We start from the raw sequence: 25,327 nt of genomic DNA on the forward strand, positions 1-25,327 counted from the left end.
ATAAAAATAAAATTACAAATATTACTTAATGGCTATACTTTTTTAAGCAATAAAAAACCACTCCTTATTTAGTTTAAAAAGCTAAAATATGTGGAGTGGTTTTATTATTTATTTTAATTAAGCTTGTGAAGCACCAGTGACAGCGTCTGAATCATTTTCTTTTAATTGATTTTCAGCAGTTACTGGATAAGGCTTAACTCTTGAAGGATCAGTATTTGACTTCAAGTTGTCAGCAGTGTAATTGATATGAGTAATCTTAGCGTGCTTGACATCTTCAATTGTCTTGCAGCCGGTTAATTGCATATCAATTAATAATTCTTGGTTGAGTTGTTCAATAACTGATTGAACACCTTTAGCACCACCTAATGCTAAACCATAGAGATATGGACGACCAATACCGACCATATCGGCACCAAGAGCTAATGCCTTAAAGACATGAGAACCACGACGAACACCGGAATCAAAGACGATTGGTACACGGTGGTTAACAGCTTTAGCGATTTCAGGCAACATATCAATTGTTGCAGGACCACAGTCAACTTCACGGCCACCATGGTTAGTCACATAAATACCATCGGCACCGGCACCCATAGCCAAGTAGGCATCTTCAGCACAAACAACACCTTTCACAAATACTGGCAAACCAGACATTTCCTTAATGCGTTTAATGTCTTCTGGACCGATCTTTTGTGCAGAAGAAGCATACATTTGAGCAACAGTTTGACCCTCACCCTTTGCTCCTTGATAACGAGTAAAGAAGTCTAGTGGAACAGGGTAAGCAAACTTAGTTCTAAGGTTAGCTTCACGAAAGCCTGATACCAAAGCGTCTACAGTAAGGAAAATTCCCTTGTAGCCAGCTTTTTTAACTGCATCAAAAACCATCTTGTTAAAGCCCCAGTCTTTACTAAGGTAAAGCTGGAAGAAACGCGGAGCATCTGGTGCAGCAGCTGCTATATCCTCAACGCTCTTGTTAGCGTATGTACTTGATGAGAATAATGCACCTGCTGCAGCAGCACCCTTCTGAGTGGCAATCTCCGCATCCTTGTGAGCGATGCCGTGACAAGCAATTGGTGAAATCATCACTGGTGTTTTTAACTTCATACCCATAAACTCAGTATCAAGTTGTGGGTGATCCATATTAGTCAAAGCACGTGGGACAATTTGAAAATGATTAAAGGCAGAGATGTTATTACGCCATGTCCATTCATTTTCAGAACCAGAAGCAATGTAATAATATGCCCCTTCCGGCATGACCTTCTTTGCACGTTCCTCGAGTTCATCGAGATTAATCATATCGATTGCTTCATCACGATCGCTTTGGGGAAAACCGTTATAATATGATGTCATTTTAAAAACTCCTTTTTCTATAATATTTCCACTTCCTATTATACATGTAAATGCTTACAAAAGTTAGTGAAATTTAAAAAGAAATGTTCAAATAACGGCGTTATAACTGTATAATTTTTTCACAAGATAGTGAAAAGCAAACTTTTAAATGAAAATTACTTAGATACCCTATAGTTTATGCTTGATAATATGTGTGAAATAGGTAACAAGATACACTGCAACTTCGAAAACCGCAATAAAAAATGTAACGGGTAAATTAGTAATATAGCCTAAGTATAGTCCCAGCCATACGCCAATCAACGCAAAAAAGACAGACCAAGCGATCATTGCTGGGATAGTTTTACCAAGATAATTGGCAGTTGCCGGCGGTAGAGTTAACAAAATAAAAACTAACAGTGAGCCAACAATTTGGGCACCAATTGAAACGGACATTGCCAAAGCAATTAAAAAAATCACACTGATGAAATTAGTTTTTACCCCGTGCGCAAGAGCACCAATATGGTCAAAAGAATCAAAGTTTAATTGCCGCTGAATGCTAAAAATTAAGAGTAGCACAATAATTGATAAAATTACTAATTGCATTACACCCTGATGATCAACCCCAATGATGCTGCCAAACAAAATATTGGTAGCGTAATTACTATTTGCGCCAGAAATTGCTAGAAAAAGCACACCTAAACCAGTAAATAATGCAGAAATTGCACTAATTGATGATTCTTTTTGCTCACTGTGCAGGGACAGCTCGCCAACACCAATTGAACCAAGCAAAGTAAATAAAAGCATGCCCCATAAAGGTCCAATTCCCAACCAAACGGCAAATGCTGCTCCGGCAAAACCAATTTCTGACAGCGTATGTGCCAGAAAACTAAAATTTCGTGCAACAACATAGACACCGACAGTACCACAGGTTATTGCAATAAACGTACTTGCCAAAAAGGCATTTCTCATAAATCCGTATGCAAACATTATTCGTATGCCTCCTTAAATTGAGACATTTCACCTTGCTCAATTTGACCGTGATTTAAATACAAATAATTTTGCATATACTTACGCGCTAATGAAACATCATGAGTGACAAACAAAACAGTAATTTTATGTTTGCCATTTAAATGCTTGATTAACTTCATTAACTCATCCTTAGCCATAGGATCAAGACTTGCGGTGGCTTCATCCAAAATAATAACATTAGGATTATCAAGTAGAGCCTGTGCTAGATATGCACGCTGCTTTTGCCCGCCAGATGCTTCACCCATACGTGTATTCCTAATTTGATATAAATTAGTTTCCTCTAACTGCTTTTTAATCGCCTGTTTTGTAGCACTATTTTTGATAACCGGAGCATTCAAACCGATAAAAGCTTCAATTGATAACGGATATTCTGCGTCAATATTGCGAAATTGCGGCACGTATCCTAAACGAACCGCATCTGCAAATTTAAATGTACCCGCACTTGGTGTGAGCATATTCATCAGAATATTGATTAAAGTTGTTTTCCCTGTTCCGTTAGGCCCTAAAAGCGCGGTCATTGAACCCTTTTTTAACTTAAAATTCAAGTCTTTGAAAACAGTATACTTGTCAAATCTCATAGTGAGATTTATAACTTCTAAAACATCTGACAATTTATATTCCTTACTTTTTACTTAAAATTGCCCACTTTGATAAATTGATTAACATCAATTGGGTAATACTTACGACCTTTAATTTTTACTCGTCCACCATAGGTGCGGACGTAATTGCCACGATATAATTTACCCGTGCCAATTCGTTGACCAGTACCATCATAAATAAACGCATTGTGACTCAAGCGTTGCAATTTACCTTCTACGTTGCTGGCAACTACATATTGGTTAATGCCGATCTGCAGATATTTTCTCTTTTTAATGGTCTGATTGCCGTAAATAGTTAATTTGGTCCCTGCTTTTTTAGTTGGTAATTTAGTTGCCACGCCATTTTCATCATATACCAATGCATTATGGATCAGAATTTTTGTACCAACCGGCTTTGGCAGTGTATTTGAAACTGGCTTCTTAGCTGGCTTACCAGTTTCAACAGGCTTAGTAACCACTGGATCAGAAGCAGCAATACCAGTATTAGTAGTTGAAGACCCTTGATCATAATAGTATTTAACCAAATCGAAGAAATCATCCATTGAATAACCCCATTTAGCAAAATAGCCATCAGGGTCGGTATGATCTGTTCCTCCTAAGAATGTAGACACAGCATGGTGCGACCATATTGTTCCTTGACCATCATGAACAGCATTATCAGGGACTAAATTGTACCGGTGTAAAATTTGCGCAACATAAATGGCATCATTATTGACGCCTTTAGCAAAATCTGCGAGATTGTTTTCTTCACATAATTCAACCTGGACAAAGCGGTTGTTCGCAACAGGACCAGCACCCCAAACACCATAGTCTGGACTAGTCATTTGAATAACGCCTGTTTTATCTACAAAGGCATGGACATAAGCATAAATATTCATCCACTCTCTATTAAAGTAGATAGCTTCGTTATGCGCTGTAGCATTAGGCGTGGCAGTTTCATGAATAACTACGCCCTCAGGCTTGCCATTACGATAATTAATAGGGTTGGCGGAAGAAAAATCATTATATTGCACGCCTTCTTGAGCCAGCATTTGGTCCAAATATGTCACGCCACCATAAGAATTTTGTTTTGCAGTATCATTGATTGTACTTGCCTGGACTACCAATGACTCTGGAGCTGCTACAGTTGCAATACTTGCACCCAATGCCAAAGCAGCAATTAACTTTTTCATTTTTCTTCCCCCTTATAACTTTATTTTTGAGCGACCTTAATTAAATCTTGGTAGCTATCTTTCATCCAATCGAGATAATTAGTATTATCTGGGATAGTTTCTCTTACCTTTAAAATACGAATATTATTCTTTTCTGCTAACTTAATAAAATTATCAACCGTAGAACTTGAAGTCTGTTCATTAACTACAAAAAATGCAATTTGTTGTTTTTTAAGACCCTCAGACATTTTCTGAACGGCTGCTGGACTAGGATCAGTGTTATTTTGAATTGCCTTTTCGAAATCTTTATTTGCGACTCTAATATTGACGGAAGCCAAAGCATAATCAAACACGGGCTCACTAACGTAAACAGGCTTTTTAACGTGATGGTTTAATTTAGCAGAAGACCTTTGCACGCGAGCTATCTCAGCTAAATACTTCTTACCATTATTACGGTAATAACGTGCATGTTTAGGATCCTTTTGACTGAGCCTCTTAACTAAGTAATTAACATACTTTGTAGGCATAGTCAAATCAAACCAAATATGAGGATTAGCGCCCTTTTCAAGGCCCATCAAATCTTCGCCCACTCTAATTGGCTTTTTGTCAACTGAAGAAGCAAGTTTATCCATCCAGCCGTCATAGCCTAAACCATTTTCTACAACGATATCCGCATTAGATAATCTTTTGGCATCATTAGTCGTAGGCTCAAAGTCATGTGGGTCAGCTGCTGACTTCTTAATAATAGCTTCTGCTTTACCATATTTACCGACTATGTTTTGCGCAATATCTGAATAAACATTCGTCGTAGTCATAATTGAGATTTTGTTACTTTTATGTGGTTTTGGTGAACATGCACTTAACGTTAAAAGAACTAAACCTAATAAGGTTGTTACAGCAAATAATTTTTTCAATTTAACAAATTTCATTATTGTTGTCATTCCTCTTCATTTTAAAGTGTAGTTTCTTTGGATGACAGTATTCTCATCAATTGAGGTACAGCCGAAAGTTACTTACAATTAATAACCATTATACACTAAAAACAGATTGCTTTGAAAGCGACACCTTAAATACTTATATTACAGTTTTATTAATGAAACAAATAAAAAGACTATTTTGTTACTGTGATTAATTCAAATTAAGTCGAGATAATCTAAAAAGCGTGCGAATAATTCGCACGCTTTAGAGTAAGTAAACAGAATATCATAAAACTATTAATTATTAACTTATAACCCAATTACATGAGCAAAAACAGGAACTAACAAATTATCAACTAAAGCCGTTGCTACAACTGCTACAGCAGCAGTTGCTCCTTGAACGGAACCCATTTCCAAGGCAAAAGCTGAACCAATAGTGTGTCCAGCAGCACCAAGTCCCAGACCAGTTCCCAGTGGATCACTATTTAAATTAAACCACTTAACCAGCTGCTTACCTAAAGCGTAGATAACTACGGCATTAAGTATACATGCCATAGCAGTAACTGATGCGTTGCCACCAATAGCTTTTGTCAGAGGCATTGCAACTGCAGTAGTAGCTGACTGGCTAAGCATTGATTTGATACCCACGGCATCAAGACCAACTGCTTTAGCAACAAGTGTTATCAAGACCATTGAGAAAAGTGTACCGAAAACCAAACCTAGAAGAATAACCAACCAATTCTTCTTTACAACATCGTTACGCTTATACAATGGCACTGCGAAAGCAATTGTAGCTGGCGTGATAAACCAGAAAATGATGTCACCACCGGGTTTATAGGCTTTAGCATAAACGGTAGCCGTTGTTACGTCAAAGCACTTAGCTAAGATAATTAGAATTGCTATTCCTAAGACCATAGCCACAAATAATGGTTGAAAAAGGAAAAAACCTTTAGATTTTTTAAATAGCCATTGACCAATTAAAAATACAATCAGCGATAAAAATACGCCAAATAATGGATTAGTAATATATTGCATTACTTAACATCTCCTACTTTTTTATGATCGACTACATGCAATTGGCTATTAGTAACTTTGCTAATAACCCAACTAAAGAATCTTGTAGTGTAGGCAGTAACAACTAATAAAATGATTGTAGATGCAATTACTACTATGATTAGTTGCAATCCCTGCGTTTGCATAATCTTCAAATTTGCAGCTAATGAAATTCCAGATGGAACAAACATAAAACCAATCAGTGAGATTAATGCACTACCAAAAGAATCAACCCATTCAACTTTAATAACATGAAAGGTTAATAAAACATATAGCAAAACTAACCCAATTACTGGAGTTGGGACGGGAAAAGACTTTGGCATTAAGTCAGAAATTATTTGTGCTACAAACAAAATTGCAGCATAGATAAACATCTGAACTAAAATTGGAGCTGATTTTGTTTTTTCTTTCTTCATAAAATCAATTTCCTTTCTCATTTAAGCTTTCTTGCTTTCACATAATACGATACTGGTAAAAGTGATTTTTGTAAGCGATTTACTGGCGAATTGCAAAAAATGGCTGGTGAACTGCATTTAGACAATTTCACCAGCCATTTCAAATATTTTTACATTCCTAAGCGCTCATTTAACTCTTTGCGGTATGACCGCCCCACTTGTATTTTGGCGTCATTAACCATGACTAGCAACAAAGTATGATTAAACCAAGGCTGAATTTCCTTAATATCTTCAATATTGACGATCGCATTCCTATGAACTTGCATGAAACATGAATCTGTCAAACGCTCTTTTAGCCAAGCCAAAGTTTTTCGCGTTTCATATTTTTGCTTATTTGTTTCAATAGTCAAAATACCATTGTTAACTGTTGCTGCTACTATTTCCAGCTTTTTAACAATCACATTACGATCTTCAAGTTCGATACTTAAAACATCGCTTTTCTTTTGTTCACTCTGCTTTAAGTTATTGTCTTTAGTATTTAAAATCTTTACTGCCTTGGTTAACGCTTGATCAATCCGCTCTTGTTCAAAAGGCTTTAACACATAATCAAGCGCGCCAACATCAAACGCTTTAACAGCATAATCATCGTATGCCGTGGCAAAAACAATCATCGGAGAATAACTCAGTTGTTTCAGCTCATCTGCTAATTCAAAACCGTTTTCTTCATTAAGTGAGATATCTAAAAACAATAAATCTACCTTATATTTCAGTAAAATTCCCTGTGCTTCTTTGACATCTTCTGCTTGATAGAGTTTTATCTTCTGCTTTTTTAAAACAGGACTTTTTTTAATTAGATATGACAATTCAGTCCGCGCTAATGGTTCATCGTCAACCACTAAAATTTTCATTTACGTTTCCCCTAACTTTCAAAATTACTTTTTTCCGCTTGGTTTAATGGAATTTCAGTTATAAAAGTTGTTCCTCTGTCACTGGTTTGAATATGCAACTGGCTATTTGTACCATATAATCCTATCAGCCGTTTATTCAAATTATACAATGCCGTTCCGCTACCAGTTGTTTCACTAATCGGCTTTTGACCTAGTCTTTTTAAAATAGCCGGCTTAATGCCCACACCATTATCACTGACTAAAATCTGTAAATAGTCCTCTTTTTTACTTAACTTAATATTGATCTTATTACCGGTTTTTCGACCCTTAAAAGCATGCTTGATGGCATTTTCCACAAAAATTTGCAAGCAAAAAGAAGGCAGCAGGGTATCATCGGGAACATCAATTTCGTAGTTTATCGTAAATTTATGCGGAAAACGCAATTCCTCAATTTCAGTATACGCACTAACGTAGCGCTTTTCTTGTTCGACGGTAATCTCTTTTGCCTGACCATTTTTCAAACTCAGTCTAAAAAATGTACTTAATTCCATCAAGGCTCTGTGGGCCTCATCAACATTTACCCTCATCAACGCACCAATCGTATTAATAGCGTTAAAGAAGAAGTGGGGATTAATTTGGACTTGCAATGCCCGAATTTCAGCCTCGTTGACTAAACTAGTTTGCTGTTCCGCAATACCAATTGCGAGTTGACCTGAAAAAATCATGGCTAACCCACGAACCAAGTTTTCTTCAACAACAGTCATTTCTTGTTCAGCACAAAAATATAATTTTAAAGCGCCAATTGTTTTTTCATTCACCTGCAAAGGGCAAACAATTGCAGATGAAAGTGGGCAGCCTTCATGGGGGCAGCCAATTTCTTTTTTAGAACGGGCCAATTTTTCCTTACCGCTGGCAATCACAGTTTTAGATAAATCAGTTATGACTGGTTCCCCTGCAATATGGTGGTCTTGCCCTGCACCCACATGAGCCAAGACGTTAACACGATCAGTTAAACCTACTGCGTCGAAATTAGTATACTTTTTGATAATTTTACAAACATGTTCAGCAGAATCGTTATCAAGACCGTGACGAAAGTAGGGTAATGTTTTATTAGCCAGCTCCAAGACATCTTTAGTTTGCACGGCTCGTAATTGCCGTTCATTAGATAAATAAGTCTTCAAGATTTCTATAAATAAGCAAGACCCAACTGTATTTAATAAAATCATGGGAATAAAAATTAACTTAATTAAGCCAAAACCATGAAACGCAAAAATAAATGCCATTTGAATTAGTTCTGCTAAAAAAGATAAAACTGCTACCCAAAAAGTTGACGGGTATAAATTATTTTTCTTAACTTTATCTCCTAAAACACCAATTAAATAGCCAATTAAAACTGAACTGACGATATAAAAATAATCTGAAAAGCCACCGAAAATTACCCGGTGCAGACCACCTACCAAACCAACTAATAACCCCACATACGGTCCTGCGGTCAAACTGGCGGTTGTAATGACCAGCATACGTGTATTCGCAATTGAATCCGATTGGGGCAATTCTGTCAGAATAAGGGGGGTGACTATTTCTTTTGAACTCGATATCTCCACGCCTGTTAAATTAGCAATCACCACAAATAATGAAAAAATGATAAACAGCCAAATTTGTGATTTAAGAGTCCGTTTTTCAATTAAATCTCTGAAAAAGCGCATGTTAACAAGGAGAAACGCCAAAATCATAATTATACCCAGGCGTTCTGACAATAATACGAATAAATTAAACACGTTATTCTCCAATTCTAAACTAAGTTGGAATGCACCATTTATACCATATAAGTATCGCAAATTTTTCAACATAAGCAATAGAAATCGTATTCAACTGCGCAAAATAATATTTTAAATGGTAAAAATTGGCTGTTAAATTCACGAATAAAAAATTTAAGTAAGCCCAGATAATACTAAACAAAAAAGCACTAAGCTAGCGAGCAGCTTAGTGCAATTTTTAAAAATAATTGAATTGATTATTTATTCTCTTGTTGATCGATCGGTTTTTTCCACAGACCTAAAATTACGCCTGCAACAATGGAGCCAATAATTGTAGCAACAAAGTAAAGTAAAATATGGTTAGCAAGTGGAGAAACCCAGAGTCCACCGTGAGGTGCTGGAACGCCAATGTGCCACAAGCCCACTAAGGCACCACCAACAGCAGAGCCAATGATGCATGAAGGCAGTACGTGTCCAGGATCAGCTGCAGCAAACGGAATAGCACCTTCAGTAATGAAAGAAAAGCCTAAAATCCAGTTAGTTAAACCAGCACGGCGCTCATCCATAGTGTACTTATTCTTAAAGAAAGTTGTGCCAATCGCAGTCGCAAATGGCGGTACCATACCACCCACCATTACGGCAGCCATCATCACAGCGGCAACAGTTGAGTGCGGGTCGTTGGCAAAGGCGCCTGAAGCAAAGACATAAGCAGCCTTGTTGAAAGGTCCACCCATGTCAATTGACATCATGGCAGCTAAAATAGTTGTCAAAACTACTAAATTGCCTGTACCCATTTGATTTAAGAAATTAGTAATGGCAAAGTTAATAGCACTAAAGATTGGGTTAACAATGTAATACATGATCAGGGCAATGAAGAACAGGCTCAAAATTGGATAAATGAGCATTGGCTTCATCCCTTCAAGTGATTTTGGCAACTTGGCAAATAATTTCTTTAAGCCGACCACTAGATAACCAGCAATAAATCCAGAAGCCAGACCACCTAAGAAGCCCGCAGGTGATTTTGCGTTTGTTACCACATTGGCAACATAAGCACCACCGTAGGCACCACTATAAACTGTGGCCATAAATCCGCCGACAAAACCAGGCATTAAAGCCGGTAAGTCACCGATTGATTCAGCGATGTAACCTGATAGAATTGGCACCATGAACGCAAAAGCCATGTTACCGGCATTGTTCAAGAAAATAAAAGCAGGAGATTTTGGTCCACCAGCATAGTTTTCCACAATAAAGGAAATTGCCATTAAGATACCGCCGCCGATAACAAAAGGCAACATGTGAGAAACGCCGTTCATAAGGTTCTTATAAATTGAACCCCAAACGCCCTCTTTAGAGTTGTCACTATCGTCACTGCTCTTTTCACCGTTTGAATGGTAAACGCTGGCTTTTGATTCTAAAATGTTGTCAATCAATTCATCAGGCTTGTTGATACCGTCAACAACTGGACGAGAGATTAGTGGCTTGCCATCAAAACGAGGCATGTCAACTTTCTTATCTGATGCAATAACAACTCCTTGAGCACGGCTAATCTCATCGGCGGTCAATTTATCCTTGACACCTTCAGAACCATTGGTTTCAATGCGCACATCAACGCCACGTTTTTTGCCGGCTTTAATCAAAGCTTCTTGAGCCATGTAAGTGTGGGCAATGCCGTTAATACATGCAGTAACGCCGACAATTAAAGGTTTTTCTTCCTTCTTACTGTCACTGGTACTTGCAGCTTGTTCTTTCTCAGCTTGTTTAGCGGCATCTTTTTGTTTTTCAGCGTCTTCAAAAAGCTGGATTACTTCTTCAGGGGTTTGCGCTTTTTTAAGAGCGTTAACCAGATCAGGATCAATTAATAACCCGGACAATTTAGCTAAGGCTTCAAGGTGAGTATTATCAGCACCGTCTGGCGCGGTAATCATAAAGAATAAATGAACCGGTTGACCATCAAGTGAATTGTAGTCAATCCCCTTTTCGCTTTTAGCAAAAAGTACACGCGCCTTATTGATTGTTTTATTGCGGGCATGTGGCATTGCAATACCTTCGCCAATCCCGGTAGTAGATTCATTTTCGCGCGCCCAAATTGACTTAATGAATTCATCTTCGTCATTGACGATGCCTGTTTTGACTTCCAAGTCTGCCATTTCCTTAACAGCATCTTCCTTATTAGTCGCTTTAAGCGCCATAATCATGGATTCAGGAGCCAAAATATCTTTAATTTTCATTTTAAATTCTCCTCAAATTACGAAATTTCTTCAACATTAATTTGCGGCAAAACCGCATCAATCTGACTTTTAACTGCAATATCCTTAGTAAAGGCTGTGGCAGCACCACAGGCCATACCAATACGGAAGCTTTGAGCCGGATCCTTTGTTTTTACATAAGTACCAACAAAGCCAGCTATCATTGAGTCACCAGCTCCAACCGAATTAACTGCAGTTCCAACAGCTGCTTTGGCATGATAAAAATGTTTTGGCGTAATCAGATAGCCACCTTTACCAGCCATGGAGACCATAACATTTTGCGCACCCATGTCAAGCAATTTGCGTGCGCACTCAAGCATCTCTTTATCTGAAGCAAAAGTGGTATTGAACAGATCGGCCAGTTCGTGATGATTGGGTTTAATTACCAGCGGTTTATAGCTCAAAGTATCAAGCAAAGCTTGACCAGTGGTATCAATCACAAAGTCTGCTCCTGCTTCCTTAATAGTAGGCAAAAGTTCTTTGTAAAAATCAACTGGCAAACTAGGAGCTAACGAACCGCTTAAAACGACAATATCGCCCTTTTGTAAATCGCTAAGATGAGCTTTAAAAGCAGTTATTTCTTGAGCAGTAATATTCGGCCCAGCTGCATTAATTTCAGATTCTTCTTCAGCGTGAACTTTCACATTAACACGGGTCACATCAGAAATGGTCACAAAATCATTAACAATGTGTCGCTGATTAAGTTGACGTACCAGCTCTTTACCAGTAAAACCACCGACAAAACCCCAGGCTGTATTGTCAATATCCAGCTGATTGAGAATTTGTGAAACATTAATTCCCTTACCACCAGCTAGAAACGAGCAGTTGTCTGCGCGATTAACTTCACCACGGTTAACCTGTTTTAATTGAATTACGTAATCCAAAGCTGGATTAACTGTAACCGTATAAATCATTAGCAAATCTCCTTCAAATTAATTTTGGCTGGCAGTAATTCTTTGTCTTTTGCGCTTAATGCGGTAGTAACGATGGTAACATCCCCAGCTTGGGCAAAAGTCGCAAAACTGCGCTCACCAATTTTAGAAGTATCGGTCAAAATGTATGCCTGATCAGCCCGTGCAATTTCAATTTTTTTAATAGCTGCTTCTTCAGTATCGGGTGTGGTCAAATTGCCGTTAGAGTCAAGTCCGTTAGTCCCAACAAAACTGGCGGAAAAATTCATTTCCTGCAGTTGCTTTAGGGCTGTTTGACCCACTACAGCGTGCGTATTTTCCTTAATACGTCCACCTAAAAGAATAGCCTCGATCCCATGATTAAGAGCACATAGTGCTGTTTCTAAACCATTAGTAACAATCGTCACTCCTGGAATCAGAGCAATAAAAGGAACCATCTCATACGTTGTCGTACCTGCATCAATAAAAATGTAATCTTCTTTATGGACAAAGTTTTTAGCAGCATATTGAGCAATTAGCTTTTTATCACTATGATTCATAGAAAAACGAATGTGTTGTGATACATCATGGGTAAAGCTTTTAACTGATTGCGCGCCACCATGCACTCTTTTGATTAAGCCTTGTTCTTCCATCTGATTAAGATCACGCCTAATCGTTGATTCAGATGTTGAAGTCATTGAGCAAAGATCACTAACTCGGCACAGTCCATGCTGGTTCACGTAGTCTTCAATTACTTTTTGTCTCTCTGGCGTTAACATACATTTAACCTCCAGACAGTATTTTATGCGGTTTAATAATTAAAAGCAATCATTTTCAATCATAACTTGTCATTTTCTAGCAAAATCATGCAAATGCAAGCAAAAAAACTGAAAAGATCAAGTCATACATAACTTACTTTTCAGCTATTTTGTTCTAAATTAGATCAGGAAAACTATACTTTTTTAAATTACAATTAGCTTCTCAAATTTCGATTTAAATTCAATTAAGTCCTTTTTCTTTTTTAGGTAAAATCATTGAGCAACAAAATCCAATTATTGCAAAAGTCAGCATTAGGATAAAACCCCAGCGATATCCAACTGTCAAATTTGTAGTCTTAGCATTTGAAAAACCATTTGCACACAAGCTAATTACTAACATTGATAACGCAGTTCCGAGTGAGCCACCGATTTGTCTAACTGTAGAGGAACCTGCATTAGCATGTGCAGTCATTTGAGGTTCTACCACATTAATACCTGCAGTAAACGTGGTCATCATGGTAAAAGATATGCCTACCATACGTATGGCATAACACAGACTAATTAAAACTAAACTGGTTTTACTATTAAAAACAGTCATTGGGAAAGTACCCAATAAAAGCATAGAAAATCCGAAAAGTGCTAATTTTTTAATGCCAAATTTATCAAATAAAGAACCTGAAACTGGATTGCAAACGATCATTAAAAGTGCTCCAGGCATCATTACTAAGCCAGAGGTTAATGCGCTCTCTTGTCTAGTAGTTTGTAAATACAAAGGTAGCACCAATTCAATCCCTACCATTGAAATATTGCTGATAGTGCTCAATAAAGTACACAAGTCAAATTTTAGATTATGAAAAACACGAATATTAAGCAAAGGATTTTTCATACGCAACTGACGACGACAAAATAACAAAATAATTAGTGTACCAATTGTAAAGAACGCAGCTATTGCAATTGTAATTTTGCCAGTGTTCCCAATATCAGACAGGGAATACAAGATTAAACCAAAGCCAAAAATAGACTCAACAAATGATACTAGGTCTGTGGTGCTTTTACGAGGTTCAGTGATGTTTTGAATACTAAAAACTGCACAAATGGCAACTATACCACTGGCAATACTTAAAATGATAAAAAGCATTTGCCAGTCTGCATACCTTAAGATTAGTCCTGAAATTGTGGGACCAACAGCTGGTCCAAAACCAATTACTAAGCCAGTGATTCCCATCGCCATACCTCTTTTTTCAGGAGGAAACATAAGCAAAATGACATTTTGAATAAAAGGCATTAAACTACCAGCCGCAACTGCTTCAATAATTCTGCCTAACAGCAATACTGCAAAATTAGGCGCAAAAACACAAATAAGTGAACCTGCTAAAAAAATTAGCATCATTGTTAAAAAGTTTTGTCTTAAATTAAATGATTCAAAGATCCACGCTGACATGGGAATCATTAGCCCTACGACCAATAAATAAGAAGTAGTAAGCCATTGAGCAGTAGCCTGATTAACTTTAAAAATAGTCATTATTGTTGGCAGAGCATTATTAAGAAAAGTTTCGGCCAACAGCGAAACAAATGCTCCAAATAGTAAAACAGCCATCATTAAAGTTCTTTTTTTACTAGAAATATTTTTAATCATTTTTATCCTTTCATTATTGTAGCATGCTACACTTTTGCTAATGATAATTAAAAGTTAGCCGAAATCTTGCTCAGAACTTGTTCCAGTTCTGAAATTTCACGATCTGATAAACCTTTAGTAATGCGAGTATTAACATTAGTCATAATCGAACGAATCTTGACAATATTTTTGTCAATTAAATTAAAACCTTTATCCGAAAGCTTCAAAACAATTTGCCTTTGATCATTTTCTAAACGCGAAGTAGCAATTAACTTATTTGCTTCTAAGCGTTTAACTATTCCTCTAATTGTAGGATGACTCAGCACAAAAGCATCTGCCACTTCTTTTTGGGTGATTTGTCGCGCTTTTGATTCATATAAATAAATCATCAAAGAAATTTGGGCACCTGTTAAAGAATAATCTCTAAAGATTTCTGCAAACTGCTTGTTTAATTCCTTTTCAATCAAAGTATTTGCAATTTTAATTTTGGGACCAATTCGATTTAAAAAAGCTGTCATATTATTTCCTTTTGTCACAAACCGTAATACTAATGTTTTATCATACTGTAGTATACTACACATTTTGATGATTAACATGATTTTAAAAACCAATTCTACAAAATTGTTTCAACCATGTGTATGGTAAAATTAAAATATTATAAAAAGAAAGGTGATAAATTCAATTATGAAAGACAGCCAATCTCCAGCATCATATCCAAAGATTTCTAATAAACACCACATGAGAATTCACTGGAAACAATTTTTCAAAAGTCCAGATGATACTTTAGTCAAAGATATCACCTTAGTAGAAAAAGGATCTTTAGTCGGCAGAATTGGCATAATGCTACTTCAATGTGGTACTGGGGCTTGGCGCGTACGGGATTCTATGAATACCATTGCACGTGCACTTAAAATCACTTGTTCAGCAGACATTGGTCTAGTAAATATTAGTTATACCTGTTTCGACGTTGACAACAAGTCTTACTCACAAACCCTTTCCTTACCGGCTACGGAAGTAAATATGAACAAGCTTAATGAAATGGAAGAATTTGTCAGAAAATTTGAAACTGAAAATGATTATTGGACAATTGGTGCAGTTCACCACAAGTTGAATCAAATTGAGCGCCATACTCAAAATTATCCTCTAATCATTTCTGCTTTGAGTGCCGGCTTAGCCTGTGCCAGTTTTATTTTTCTCCTTGGTGGAGGAATACCGGAAATGTTATGTACATTTTTTGGAGCGCTCATTGGTAACTACCTGCAGCAATTATTAGGACAGAAAAAAATCACTCTAGTTGCCAAAATAACTGTTGGTGTGGCTATTTCCTGCGCGGTCTACTTCATCTGCTTTAAAGTAGGGACAATACTTTGTGGTTGGGGAAATAATCATGCGTATGGCTACATTGGGTCAATGCTTTATGTCATTCCTGGATTTCCCTTTATTACTTCTGGTCTTGATATGTCAAAACTTGATATGCGATCAGGACTGGAAAGACTAGCCTATGCAATACTAGTTGTTATGATTGCATCAATGGTAGGTTGGGGTACGGCTACTATGCTCAACTTATCACCGGGTACAATGCCCCAAATTGCTCTTAGTCCGGTGCTATTAACAATTTTAAGAATGATCGCCAGTTTCTGTGGTGTTTTTGGCTTTTCAATCTTGTTTAATGCTAAAGTATCAATGGCGACTGTAGCAGCAGTTATTGGAGCGTTGGCAAATACATTACGCCTTAGTTTAGTTGAATTTAATCACGTTCCAGCTGCATTAGCAGCTTTCATCGGAGCATTGTTAGCAGGACTAATTGCCAGTTTTGTCCGTGATAAAGTTGGTTTCCCTCGTATTGCAATCACTGTACCTGCAATCGTAATAATGGTTCCCGGTTTATACATGTATCGTGCTGTCTTTAATTTTGGCATTACTAACATTAATGTTGGTGCTTATTGGATTATGGATGCTTTAATGATTATTACTGCCCTGCCAATCGGTTTACTAACCGCTCGAATTTTAACAGATTCAAAGTGGCGGCATGCAGATTAAGTTTATTCAAAGATGATTCTTTTTACCTAACTATATTTTTAGTTAGGTATTTTTTGCGCTCAGTTATTCTAGGAACGTATATTTTAATTTACTTAAATTTGTTCGTATTTTACTCTATTTTTATGATAAAAATTATGCTAAACTAAGATAATAGTTTAAAAATAAGAACATTATTAAGGAGGATTATATGAGTTCAGTCGTTACACCAGAATTTACCCGTGGCCTGCCTAAAGCCGAATTGCACTTGCATATTGAAGGCACTTTAGAGCCAGAATTGAAACTAAAATTAGCTAAACGCAATCATGTCGATATAGGTCAAACGACCATTGCCGATGTCCAAAAAACATATAACTATCATGACTTAGCATCATTTTTAGCTGTGTATTATCCAGCAATGAATGTTTTACAAACTGAAGAAGACTTTTACGACTTGGCTTGGGACTACTTAACTAAGGCAGCTGCCAATAATGTACGGCATGTTGAACTCTTTTTTGATCCCCAAGCCCATACTAGCCGTGGCATCCCCTTTGAAGTTGTTCTAAATGGACTTTATCAAGCTACAGTTGATGCCCGTGCTTTAAATGTCGATGCTCATCTGATCATGTGCTTTTTACGTGATTTTTCAAAGGAATCAGCTAGAAAAACACTGCAGGAGGGTCTGAAATACCGGGATAAAATTATTGGCATTGGACTTGATTCTGATGAACATAATAATCCGCCGCTAAAATTTGCCCGTCAATTTGAAGAAGCAGCTTCTGCTGGACTTCATATCACCACTCACTGTGATATTGATCAAAAAGATTCAATCGAACATATCCGTCAGGCATTAGAAATAATGGAAGTTGAACGTCTTGATCACGGTACCAACATTGTGGAAGATCCAGATTTGGTAGAATTAGCAGCCAAAAGAAAGATCGGCTTAACGTCTTGCCCACTGTCTAATAGCTTTGTATCACCAGAGATGAAAGGTCAAGAGGTTATTGAGCTATTAAATGCCGGTGTCAAAGTATCTATTAACTCGGATGACCCTGCCTATTTTAAGGGCTATATTAGTGACAATTACTATGCTCTAGCACAAAAATATGATCTTACCAAAGACCAAATAGTGCAGCTTGCTAAGAATTCTTTTGAAACTTCTTGGATAAGCCAACGTCAAAAACAATTATATTTAGATGAAATTGATCACTTTGTAACAGCAAACGCATAATTTAAAATTTACACAAAAAGGCCAGCTCATATTAAATGAGTTGGCTTTTTCGCTGGTATAATGTTTTATTTTGAAATTATTTTTTTACTATTTTATTTATGAGCTGCAATTGCTTTAATTGCGTTGCGTCCAGAAAAGATGCAATATCCTGCATGCGTGCCAGGAATATTAACACCATAGGTGTCACCATATAAAACGGCTGAACCATCGCCACCAATAGCATACAAGCCCTTAATTGGTCTACCTTTAGTATCCAATACTTCATTATTAGTGTTAACCCGCAGACCGTCACCGGTAGTATAGGCCCCAACGCCTAATTCAATTGCGTAAAATGGACCATCACCATCAACTGGCAACATGTATTTAGCCGGCTTATGGAAATCAGTATCTTCACCGTTGGCAGCCATTTCATTATAGTGTTTGACATAATCAACTAAGTTAGGAGTTTCAATTTCTTGAGCCAATTCTTCCAGCGTTGCAGCTTTATGCAGGTATTCGCGACCTTCTTTTTCAGCTTTGGCAATATCATCACGCAAAGTTGGGTATCTGTCTTCCGGAACAAACGGTTTCATAGACCTTGGATATGACTTATCAGTAAAGTCATCCAAAATCTTTTGGCTAAAGATGCAGAAGACCCGATCCTGACGGTTCATTGAGTTGCCTTCGTTTGCCCAGTTCACTACAGCTGCGCTTTCATCGACAAAACGTTCACCGAGTTCATTGACCCACATTTGTGGTTGATCACAAACTGAACTCCAGATGGCTGTGCCCCAGAGCTTGAAAGAAGGGACAGTCTTATCTTTCAATTGGCCGCCAAACATCATGGCCATTCCCGTAAAGTACTTCTTAGCACCTAACTTCCAAGCTAATCTCAAACCATCTCCAGTATTTTTACCAGAGTTAACTGGAATAATGTTATCAGGATTTTGGTGTGGCGTACTTTCTAATAATTTTTGATCATTTAAGTATCCACCTGTTGCCAAAACAACGTTTTTGGCATTAACTACTTTCGTCACTTTTTCAATGACGTCAGTTAAAGTAACATCATAAGTGCCGTCTGCATTTTTCTTTAAGTCAGTCACTCTCGTTAATGTGGCAATGGTTATGCCCTTCTTTTTAGCATACGGTTCTAGGCCATTATGAATGGCATCATGACCCCTGCCTTTGAACAAATGCCAAGTTCTAGCACCTGAACCTAAATTGGCAACCATTCCAATTTCAGCGCCATGGTCCTCAAGCCATGAAACATTTTTACCGGCATTAGCAATGTACTTTTGCCACATTTTGCCGTCAGCCTTGTAATGTGAATAAGTTAATTCCTCTTTAAGCAAGTCTTCCTTATTAAGAGTGGCATTATCCTTTTTTTGCAATTCAGAGTCGGCGGCAAAAACACCTTCTACATAATTGCCAGTTCCGCCAGTCGTTTTACCTTTTTCAACCAGCAAAGTCTTTAGGTTATTGTCAACAGCTTCATCTGCAGCGGCAAAGCCGGCAAGACCTGCTCCCACAATGACTACATCATATTTTTCTTGTGTCATAATCTATTCCTCAAATTAAAGCTATGCTGAAATTTTTCTTACATAGTCTTGAACTTATCTATTCTATTTTCCAGCTTTGGCAGTTTCAGCCGCATCAATTCCGGCCAGTCTACCCGAAATATAAGCAAAGCCTAAAGTACCACCTTCAAAATCGACATATGCTTTGCCATACATGCCAGAAGCATCTGCACCTGCTACGTATAGGTTAGGTACAGGTTCACCATTTGGTGCTAATGCGTGCATTTTTTCATCAATTGTTGCTCCGCCAAGGGTACCGAGGTTGCGGGCAATAAACTTAACGGCATAAAATGGACCCTGCTCTACCGGTATCATTCTCTTGGTATCTGAGAAGAAGAGATCATCCTCACCTTTCTTCTTAGCATCATTGTATTGCGCAACTGATTTTTGCAAATTAGATTTGTCTACACCCATTTTTTCAGCTAATTCAGCAATTGTATCTGCAATAAATACCACATTGGTTGATGCAAGCTTATTTAAAAGTGCAGTAAAATCTGTCTTTTCGTGTTCATGCTTGATGTTTTCAGCAGTATCAGTTGGGAAATTAAATTCCATGTAAAATTCACGGTGGTTCTTCCACTTGCCATAGTGATCTTCGATTGCGACAGTTCCGCCTTCTTTGATCTTATCCAGCATTGCCTGATCTAAGATGACAAATTCTGTTTGTTGCGGTTGTTCTGATAATTCAGCACCGTGTACGGCAAAGTCTAAGGCGTGTGTTTCACTAGCATAACGTTGACCGCGATTATTTACGCGCAAGTTAGGGAAGTTTGACAAAGCGTTAACAGGCATCCAATTTGGACCAACAAGTTTTGCCATGTCACCAACGTCTTTATTACTGAAAGTTTGCCAGAAGTAGTGCGTTGAGCCGTTAATATGGTGAGCAGTACCAGCGTCCCAAGCCATGTTCAAGCCGTCACCAGTGTTTTGTAAAACCTGTCCTTGTGTGTTGACATCGCCCAAATATTTTTTACGCATTTCAGGATTGCCGCCAAAGCCACCAGTAGCAATGACAACTTTTTTAGCATTAACATGTAGTGATTTGTCATCACCTTCGGCAATTAAGCCAGTAACTTTGCCTGCGTCATCTTGCAGTAATTTTTTACCAGCAAAACCGAAGTACATCTTGCCACCGATTGACTTGAATTTTTCAATCAATTTAGTTACTGCCTTAGTGCCGCCTTCTTGATAACCATGAAGGGTAGCCGGCATGCCAATGTGATCGTAACTGCCGCCAGTACCAGCGTCAACTAATTTCATAATAGCGCCGTTTTCATTTAGCCAGTCGACAGTCTTTCCTGATTCGTCAATAATGCGGCGAACCAAAATTGAATTCATATAGCCTTGAGAAGCATCCATATATTCGTCATAAAGCCACTTCTTGGAAACCACTGCATCTTGGTCTTTTTGCTGTTGACTATCTCCGGCAAACATACCACCGGCAAAAGTACTTGCACCGAGTGGTGAAATGGTCTTTTCAAATAAAGCCACCTCTGCGCCATGTTGACGAGCAGCTAAAGCAGCTGCCACGCCGGCACCACCGGCACCGACTACAGCAACATCAACATTGATTGTTTCTTCTTTCTTGCCAGCGGTTTGTCCACCATTTTCTTTCAGAGCGTTGAAATCAACTCCTGCTTTATTCAGAGCCTCTTTGACTCCTTCAATGATACCGCGTGAAGTTTCAGATGCACCAGAAACCACATCAACATCAACTGATTGTTGGTCAACAATCTTTTGCGCCATTTTCTTAAATGCGTTATCAGCTAAGCTGTCGGGCGCATATTTATCTAGTGGTTTAACGTTAACGATTTTATCCGTGTCAACCTCAACTTCAAGGTTAATCCGGCTCTCTTTACCTTGACCTGAGCCGGTATATTTACCTGGATTTGTAGTTATCTTTTTTGCCATATCTAATAATTCCTTTCATTTATTTGCGTGGGCGACCACCGTTTGCGTCTGGTAAGATTCCAATGATAATAGCGGTGATTGCGAAGAACATGCCTTGAATAATAAAGGTCATTTCATAGTTTCTACCTGCAATTAAACCAATTACAGTTGGAAGACATGACGAAAGAAGCAGTGAAACTGTACTTACAAGACCTCCGGCACTACCGGCATATTTAGGACCAACTTCAGGGAACTGAATTGGCATTGAGTTCATAATTGGGCCGGTCATAGCACCGAACAAACCACCAAGAATTAAAGCAATAGTTAGCGGCAATCCCAAAGGTATATACCAGGTAAGTGCCATTAAGCCACCACCAATCAAAGTAAAGACAATCATCACTGGCTTAGCTTTTTTAGCCTTATTGATAAGACCTGGTCCAAATAAAGAACCACATAAGCTACCAATAGTAGCAATAGCAGCTATCATACTACCTGCAGCAGGTGTCATACCACGAGCGGCAAATGCTTGAGGCAAAATGCCTGAAAAACTTTCACTAGCAGCAACACCTAAACCACCAGCAAGACCAACTAACCAAGTTTTCCCACTACGAGCTACAACTTTAAAGTATTTCATTGCTGATTCAGGTTTAGCTTGTTGAGCCTGTGCAGGCGGAATTTCTTCACCTTCAGGCTTTTCTTTAACAAACAAAATCCAGCAAACAGTTAAGATTAATAACAATGTAGATGAGAAAATGTAAGCTGCTTTAACACTAGGGAACATGTGAGAAGTTAATTGTGTTAGCATGATACCAATACTTGCTGATGCGAAAAATACACCCATGGCTAGTTTAGTATCCTGCTTAAACCAAGACCCAAAAATTTTCAGTGCGTTGGCGTTCAAAAGAGCCATGTAAACACCGAAAAGCAATAGCATAATCATCATCGTAGCAAAATTAGTAGCGAACAAACGACCATAAGCACCTATTATTGAAACAAAGCAACCAACACTGACAATTTTCTTAGCACCATATTTGTCTCCAAGTGAGCCAGCAGGAATGCTCAGAAAAACAGCAATAAACATTGGCGCCATGAGCAAACTCTGAAATTGCGCCGGTGCAATATGTAAAGCCGGCATGACTTGGGTTGCCAAAGCAGAAATCTGATATTGGATATAACTGCTAGTGGCATCCATCAAAGAGATGATGGCTAAAATTACCCACCTATAACTTGAAAGTTTAGGTAACTGTTTTTGATCCATAATTTTATAAAGCTCCTTTTAAATAAAAACTAATTTTCAGCAGCGTTTTGTCCCGCTAAACGACCAAATGTTTGAGCGTGACTGCAAGTGAGACCTGGAACACGATCTGGGTAACTACCCCAGAAGAACCCGCCACTGGCGTTACCAGCCGCATACAAATGAGAAATTGGCTGACCCTTCTTGTCAATGACTTCCATCTTAGGATTAATGCGTAACCCATCAAGCGTTGCCAGAAGTCGTCCGCCCATAATGACACCGTAATATGGCGGCTTATCAACTGGGAACAATCTGAACTTTTCTTTACCGAAATCAGTATCAACGCCTGTGGCACACATTTCGTTATAACGTTTAACACTGTTAACTAAATTATCTTTTGGCAAATTCAATTTTTCAGCTAATTCTTCAATGGTATCTGCTTTTTGCACCATGCCATCATCAATTCTGCGTTGAATTTCAGCCTTGTTTTGTTCAGTATTGTAAATACCAGGCCAGCCCAAACGAGAACAGCCTTGAGTCCTAAATTGTGCCAAGTGATCCATAGTATCTTCTGACCAAATTTGTGCTTCCAAATAGCCAGGCTGTTTAGCCATAGCGTTAATATCAAATTGATAAGGAACACTCTCGTTACCAAAACGTTCACCATTTAAGTTAACTTTAAGCATTGGGTAGGCACCCATCCAGAAATAACCGGGGCCCTTAAAGTCAATTTGATAATGTTCTTCAGCATTGGTGCCAACCGGAACAGCACCACGGTCAAAAATGATTTCAGCTGGTTCTTCGTCACGGGCAGCCCCCACTTTAAGTCCTGCCAGAATACCGGAACCATCATCACGCGGACCATCTGAATAAACATTCTTCTTGTAGCCGAGCGGATCCCATTTCTTCATTAGCTCAACGTTGCCACCGTAGCCACCAGTACAAATAATGACACCCTTGTTAGCTTTATATTCTGTTTTTTCACCACTTGAGCGATCACTGGTAATCACACCGGTTACTGCACCACTATCATCTGTAACCAGTTCTTCAAGTTTAGTGTTGTATTTCAGGGTAACTCCTAATTCTTTGACTTTATCAATTACCCAATCACCATAATGAGCCCAGCCATTATCAGGTGTAGCAATTGCAAGTTCAGTATTAAAAGCGGTGTTAACGACTGTTTCATAGTGAGCATCCTTTTGCGGTCTTAAGACACCGCCATTAGGCTTCAAAATATTATCTTCCAGCCAGTTAGCTGTTTCATCTGCGTGGTTTGCCCAGGTCCAAAGTAGACGCTCATCAACGTTGTCCTGGAAAAATAAGGTCAAGAAGTTCATTAATTTGGCTTTATCAACCTTTATCCCAGCCCGCTTTTGAGCATTGCTGTTTAAAGCGGCAAAGAAAGACCGGTACAGAAATTGTGAACTGCCCTGTTTATCAATTAACAGGACTTTAGCTCCTTTTTCTGCCGCTGCACATGCTGCCATACCACCGGAGTTGCTGGCACCAGCGATAATTACATCATACGTATTTTCCATTTTTATCCCTCACTTTTAAATAAAACCTTTAACCGCTTTCATAATACTATGAAACGGGCAAATCTCTGCACGCATTTAAGAATTGAGGATAACCAAATGGAATACATAACAATATCTTCAATATAAATATGCAGCAAAAAAATACTTGCAATATTAGCAAAGTCGCCTTTACTGCAAGTATTTTTAAATAACAATAATTTTAATTGATAAAATTAATTTTTATCTGGAGCAAACTCTTTGATTGTTTCTCTTAAAATGCTAACAACCTTTTTTAACACTGATTCATTGGTAAATGACTCCATATAAGCAATGCCATAAGGTGAAATATCATGATAGTCAATTGGAACGTATTTAACGTCTTTAGCACTGCCATCGACTATGAAATTAGGTAATACGCCGTAACCCCAACCTGCTTTAACATAAATATCCATTGCTAAAAAATCTTGCACAAATTTAATGTGATCCATTCCCATATTATTAATCAGAATGTCCTGATACCTCATCTGGACATTTAAGGAGCTATTGGGGTCCAATAAAAAGATATTGGTATCTTTGAGATCTTTTAAAGATATTAAACTTTTTTCAGCTAGCGGCGAACCTTTAGGGCAAGCTAGCACAAACTGCCCTTTAATCAGCGGTTTAAACTTTACGTCAGCTACTACATTAACATCGTCCCGGGCAATAGCGCACAAGTCTACATGATGATTAAGCAGTTCTCCGATAGAATTGTTAAGTACAAAAATAAACTGCACATTAAGGTTACTACCAGACTCTCTCAATTTTCTTAAAAAGATTGGCAAAATTTTTTGTTCCAAAGGTGTATCACAAACACCTATCCGTAAAAGAGTCTCAGGATCATTTTTCTGGCTCTGCAAATAAGCAACCGTATAATCCATATCATCCACAACATTGCGTGCAACATGATAGAAGTGTTTACCGGCACTGGTTAACGAAATACGATGATGCGCACGGTTAATTAAAGTGACACCGATAGTATTCTCAAGGTCCTTAATATTTTTAGAAACTGCAGACTGGGAAAAATTTAAGCGCTCAGCTGCAATAGTAAAACTGGAATTATCTATTGCCTTGATAAAACAGCGTAATTGAGTAAAATTCATTTTATTACCTCACTAAAAGTAGTAATTGTTACTATGTATATTATACTAAAAAACAGGTAATATAAAAATAGCATTTTAAATCTATATATTTTGTTTTGGCGTATATAAAAAGACCATTTAG

The 25,327-nt window shown here is 38.0% G+C and carries 21 protein-coding genes; 2 read left to right on the plus strand and 19 right to left on the minus strand.

Annotation, left to right across the window (positions count from 1 at the left end; translation table 11 throughout):
- Positions 1-117: 117 nt before the first annotated feature.
- The 14 genes from DLD54_RS07475 to DLD54_RS07540 all read right to left on the minus strand — a co-directional run bounded on the left by DLD54_RS07475 (position 118) and on the right by DLD54_RS07540 (position 15,141).
- Positions 118-1,347: a lactate oxidase gene (locus DLD54_RS07475; protein ID WP_046327617.1), complete on the minus strand. Its 1,230-nt coding sequence runs from the start codon at positions 1,345-1,347 to the stop codon at positions 118-120.
- 168 nt (positions 1,348-1,515) lie between these two features.
- Positions 1,516-2,313, minus strand: coding sequence for a metal ABC transporter permease (locus DLD54_RS07480; protein ID WP_109918782.1), 798 nt, complete (start codon positions 2,311-2,313; stop codon positions 1,516-1,518).
- Entirely contained in the window at positions 2,313-2,933 is a 621-nt protein-coding gene (locus DLD54_RS07485) for a metal ABC transporter ATP-binding protein (protein ID WP_046327855.1), read from the minus strand. Before DLD54_RS07485 ends, DLD54_RS07480 begins: the two co-directional genes overlap by 1 nt.
- Positions 2,934-2,983: 50 nt before the next feature.
- Complete coding sequence (locus tag DLD54_RS07490; RefSeq protein ID WP_109918783.1) at positions 2,984-4,126, minus strand: SLAP domain-containing protein; 1,143 nt, start codon at positions 4,124-4,126, stop codon at positions 2,984-2,986.
- 20 nt (positions 4,127-4,146) lie between these two features.
- Positions 4,147-5,034, minus strand: coding sequence for a metal ABC transporter solute-binding protein, Zn/Mn family (locus DLD54_RS07495; protein WP_109918784.1), 888 nt, complete (start codon positions 5,032-5,034; stop codon positions 4,147-4,149).
- Between the two features lie 297 nt (positions 5,035-5,331).
- Complete coding sequence (locus DLD54_RS07500) at positions 5,332-6,057, minus strand: LrgB family protein (RefSeq protein ID WP_109918785.1); 726 nt, start codon at positions 6,055-6,057, stop codon at positions 5,332-5,334.
- Positions 6,057-6,491 carry a CidA/LrgA family protein gene (locus DLD54_RS07505; RefSeq protein ID WP_038525050.1) on the minus strand — a complete coding sequence of 145 codons (435 nt, stop codon included), beginning with the start codon at positions 6,489-6,491 and terminating at the stop codon, positions 6,057-6,059. The genes DLD54_RS07500 and DLD54_RS07505 overlap by 1 nt, the downstream gene beginning before the upstream one ends.
- Before the next feature lie 149 nt (positions 6,492-6,640).
- Positions 6,641-7,378 carry a LytTR family transcriptional regulator DNA-binding domain-containing protein gene (locus tag DLD54_RS07510; RefSeq protein ID WP_109918786.1) on the minus strand — a complete coding sequence of 246 codons (738 nt, stop codon included), beginning with the start codon at positions 7,376-7,378 and terminating at the stop codon, positions 6,641-6,643.
- 11 nt (positions 7,379-7,389) lie between these two features.
- Complete coding sequence (locus tag DLD54_RS07515) at positions 7,390-9,090, minus strand: LytS/YhcK type 5TM receptor domain-containing protein (RefSeq protein WP_233559204.1); 1,701 nt, start codon at positions 9,088-9,090, stop codon at positions 7,390-7,392.
- 281 nt (positions 9,091-9,371) lie between these two features.
- Entirely contained in the window at positions 9,372-11,342 is a 1,971-nt protein-coding gene (locus DLD54_RS07520) for a PTS fructose transporter subunit IIABC (protein ID WP_109918788.1), read from the minus strand.
- Positions 11,343-11,359: 17 nt separating this feature from the next.
- Positions 11,360-12,274 carry a 1-phosphofructokinase gene (pfkB, locus tag DLD54_RS07525; protein WP_109918789.1) on the minus strand — a complete coding sequence of 305 codons (915 nt, stop codon included), beginning with the start codon at positions 12,272-12,274 and terminating at the stop codon, positions 11,360-11,362.
- Positions 12,274-13,029 (minus strand): DeoR/GlpR family DNA-binding transcription regulator, encoded by a 756-nt coding sequence (locus tag DLD54_RS07530; protein WP_109918790.1) that lies wholly within the window; start codon positions 13,027-13,029, stop codon positions 12,274-12,276. The genes pfkB and DLD54_RS07530 overlap by 1 nt, the downstream gene beginning before the upstream one ends.
- A 220-nt stretch (positions 13,030-13,249) precedes the next feature.
- Positions 13,250-14,644: an MDR family MFS transporter gene (locus DLD54_RS07535; protein ID WP_109918791.1), complete on the minus strand. Its 1,395-nt coding sequence runs from the start codon at positions 14,642-14,644 to the stop codon at positions 13,250-13,252.
- A gap of 47 nt (positions 14,645-14,691) precedes the next feature.
- Positions 14,692-15,141, minus strand: coding sequence for a MarR family winged helix-turn-helix transcriptional regulator (locus DLD54_RS07540; protein WP_046327627.1), 450 nt, complete (start codon positions 15,139-15,141; stop codon positions 14,692-14,694).
- Positions 15,142-15,307: 166 nt separating this feature from the next.
- On the opposite strand from DLD54_RS07540, the gene DLD54_RS07545 reads away from it, so the two are divergent.
- A complete protein-coding gene (locus tag DLD54_RS07545) occupies positions 15,308-16,663 on the plus strand; it encodes a threonine/serine exporter family protein (RefSeq protein WP_109918793.1) in 1,356 nt (451 codons plus the stop codon).
- Positions 16,664-16,850: 187 nt separating this feature from the next.
- Positions 16,851-17,870 (plus strand): adenosine deaminase, encoded by a 1,020-nt coding sequence (gene add, locus DLD54_RS07550; RefSeq protein WP_046327630.1) that lies wholly within the window; start codon positions 16,851-16,853, stop codon positions 17,868-17,870.
- A gap of 92 nt (positions 17,871-17,962) precedes the next feature.
- Here the strand turns inward: add and DLD54_RS07555 are convergent, their stop codons facing one another.
- The 5 genes from DLD54_RS07555 to DLD54_RS07575 all read right to left on the minus strand — a co-directional run bounded on the left by DLD54_RS07555 (position 17,963) and on the right by DLD54_RS07575 (position 25,206).
- A complete protein-coding gene (locus tag DLD54_RS07555; RefSeq protein ID WP_109918794.1) occupies positions 17,963-19,408 on the minus strand; it encodes a vinyl phenol reductase in 1,446 nt (481 codons plus the stop codon).
- Between the two features lie 63 nt (positions 19,409-19,471).
- The gene (locus DLD54_RS07560; protein ID WP_109918795.1) at positions 19,472-21,337 is read right to left on the minus strand and encodes an FAD-dependent oxidoreductase; all 1,866 of its coding nucleotides are present in this window, start codon (positions 21,335-21,337) and stop codon (positions 19,472-19,474) included.
- A 19-nt stretch (positions 21,338-21,356) separates the two neighbouring features.
- Complete coding sequence (locus DLD54_RS07565) at positions 21,357-22,574, minus strand: MFS transporter (RefSeq protein ID WP_046327634.1); 1,218 nt, start codon at positions 22,572-22,574, stop codon at positions 21,357-21,359.
- Between the two features lie 29 nt (positions 22,575-22,603).
- Positions 22,604-24,088 carry an FAD-dependent oxidoreductase gene (locus DLD54_RS07570; RefSeq protein WP_109918796.1) on the minus strand — a complete coding sequence of 495 codons (1,485 nt, stop codon included), beginning with the start codon at positions 24,086-24,088 and terminating at the stop codon, positions 22,604-22,606.
- Between the two features lie 212 nt (positions 24,089-24,300).
- Positions 24,301-25,206, minus strand: coding sequence for a LysR family transcriptional regulator (locus DLD54_RS07575; protein WP_109918797.1), 906 nt, complete (start codon positions 25,204-25,206; stop codon positions 24,301-24,303).
- Between the last annotated feature and the right edge of the window lie 121 nt (positions 25,207-25,327).

Origin of the sequence: Lactobacillus helsingborgensis, from assembly GCF_003173695.1 — a bacterium.
GTDB classification, from domain to species: Bacteria; Bacillota; Bacilli; order Lactobacillales; family Lactobacillaceae; genus Lactobacillus; species Lactobacillus helsingborgensis.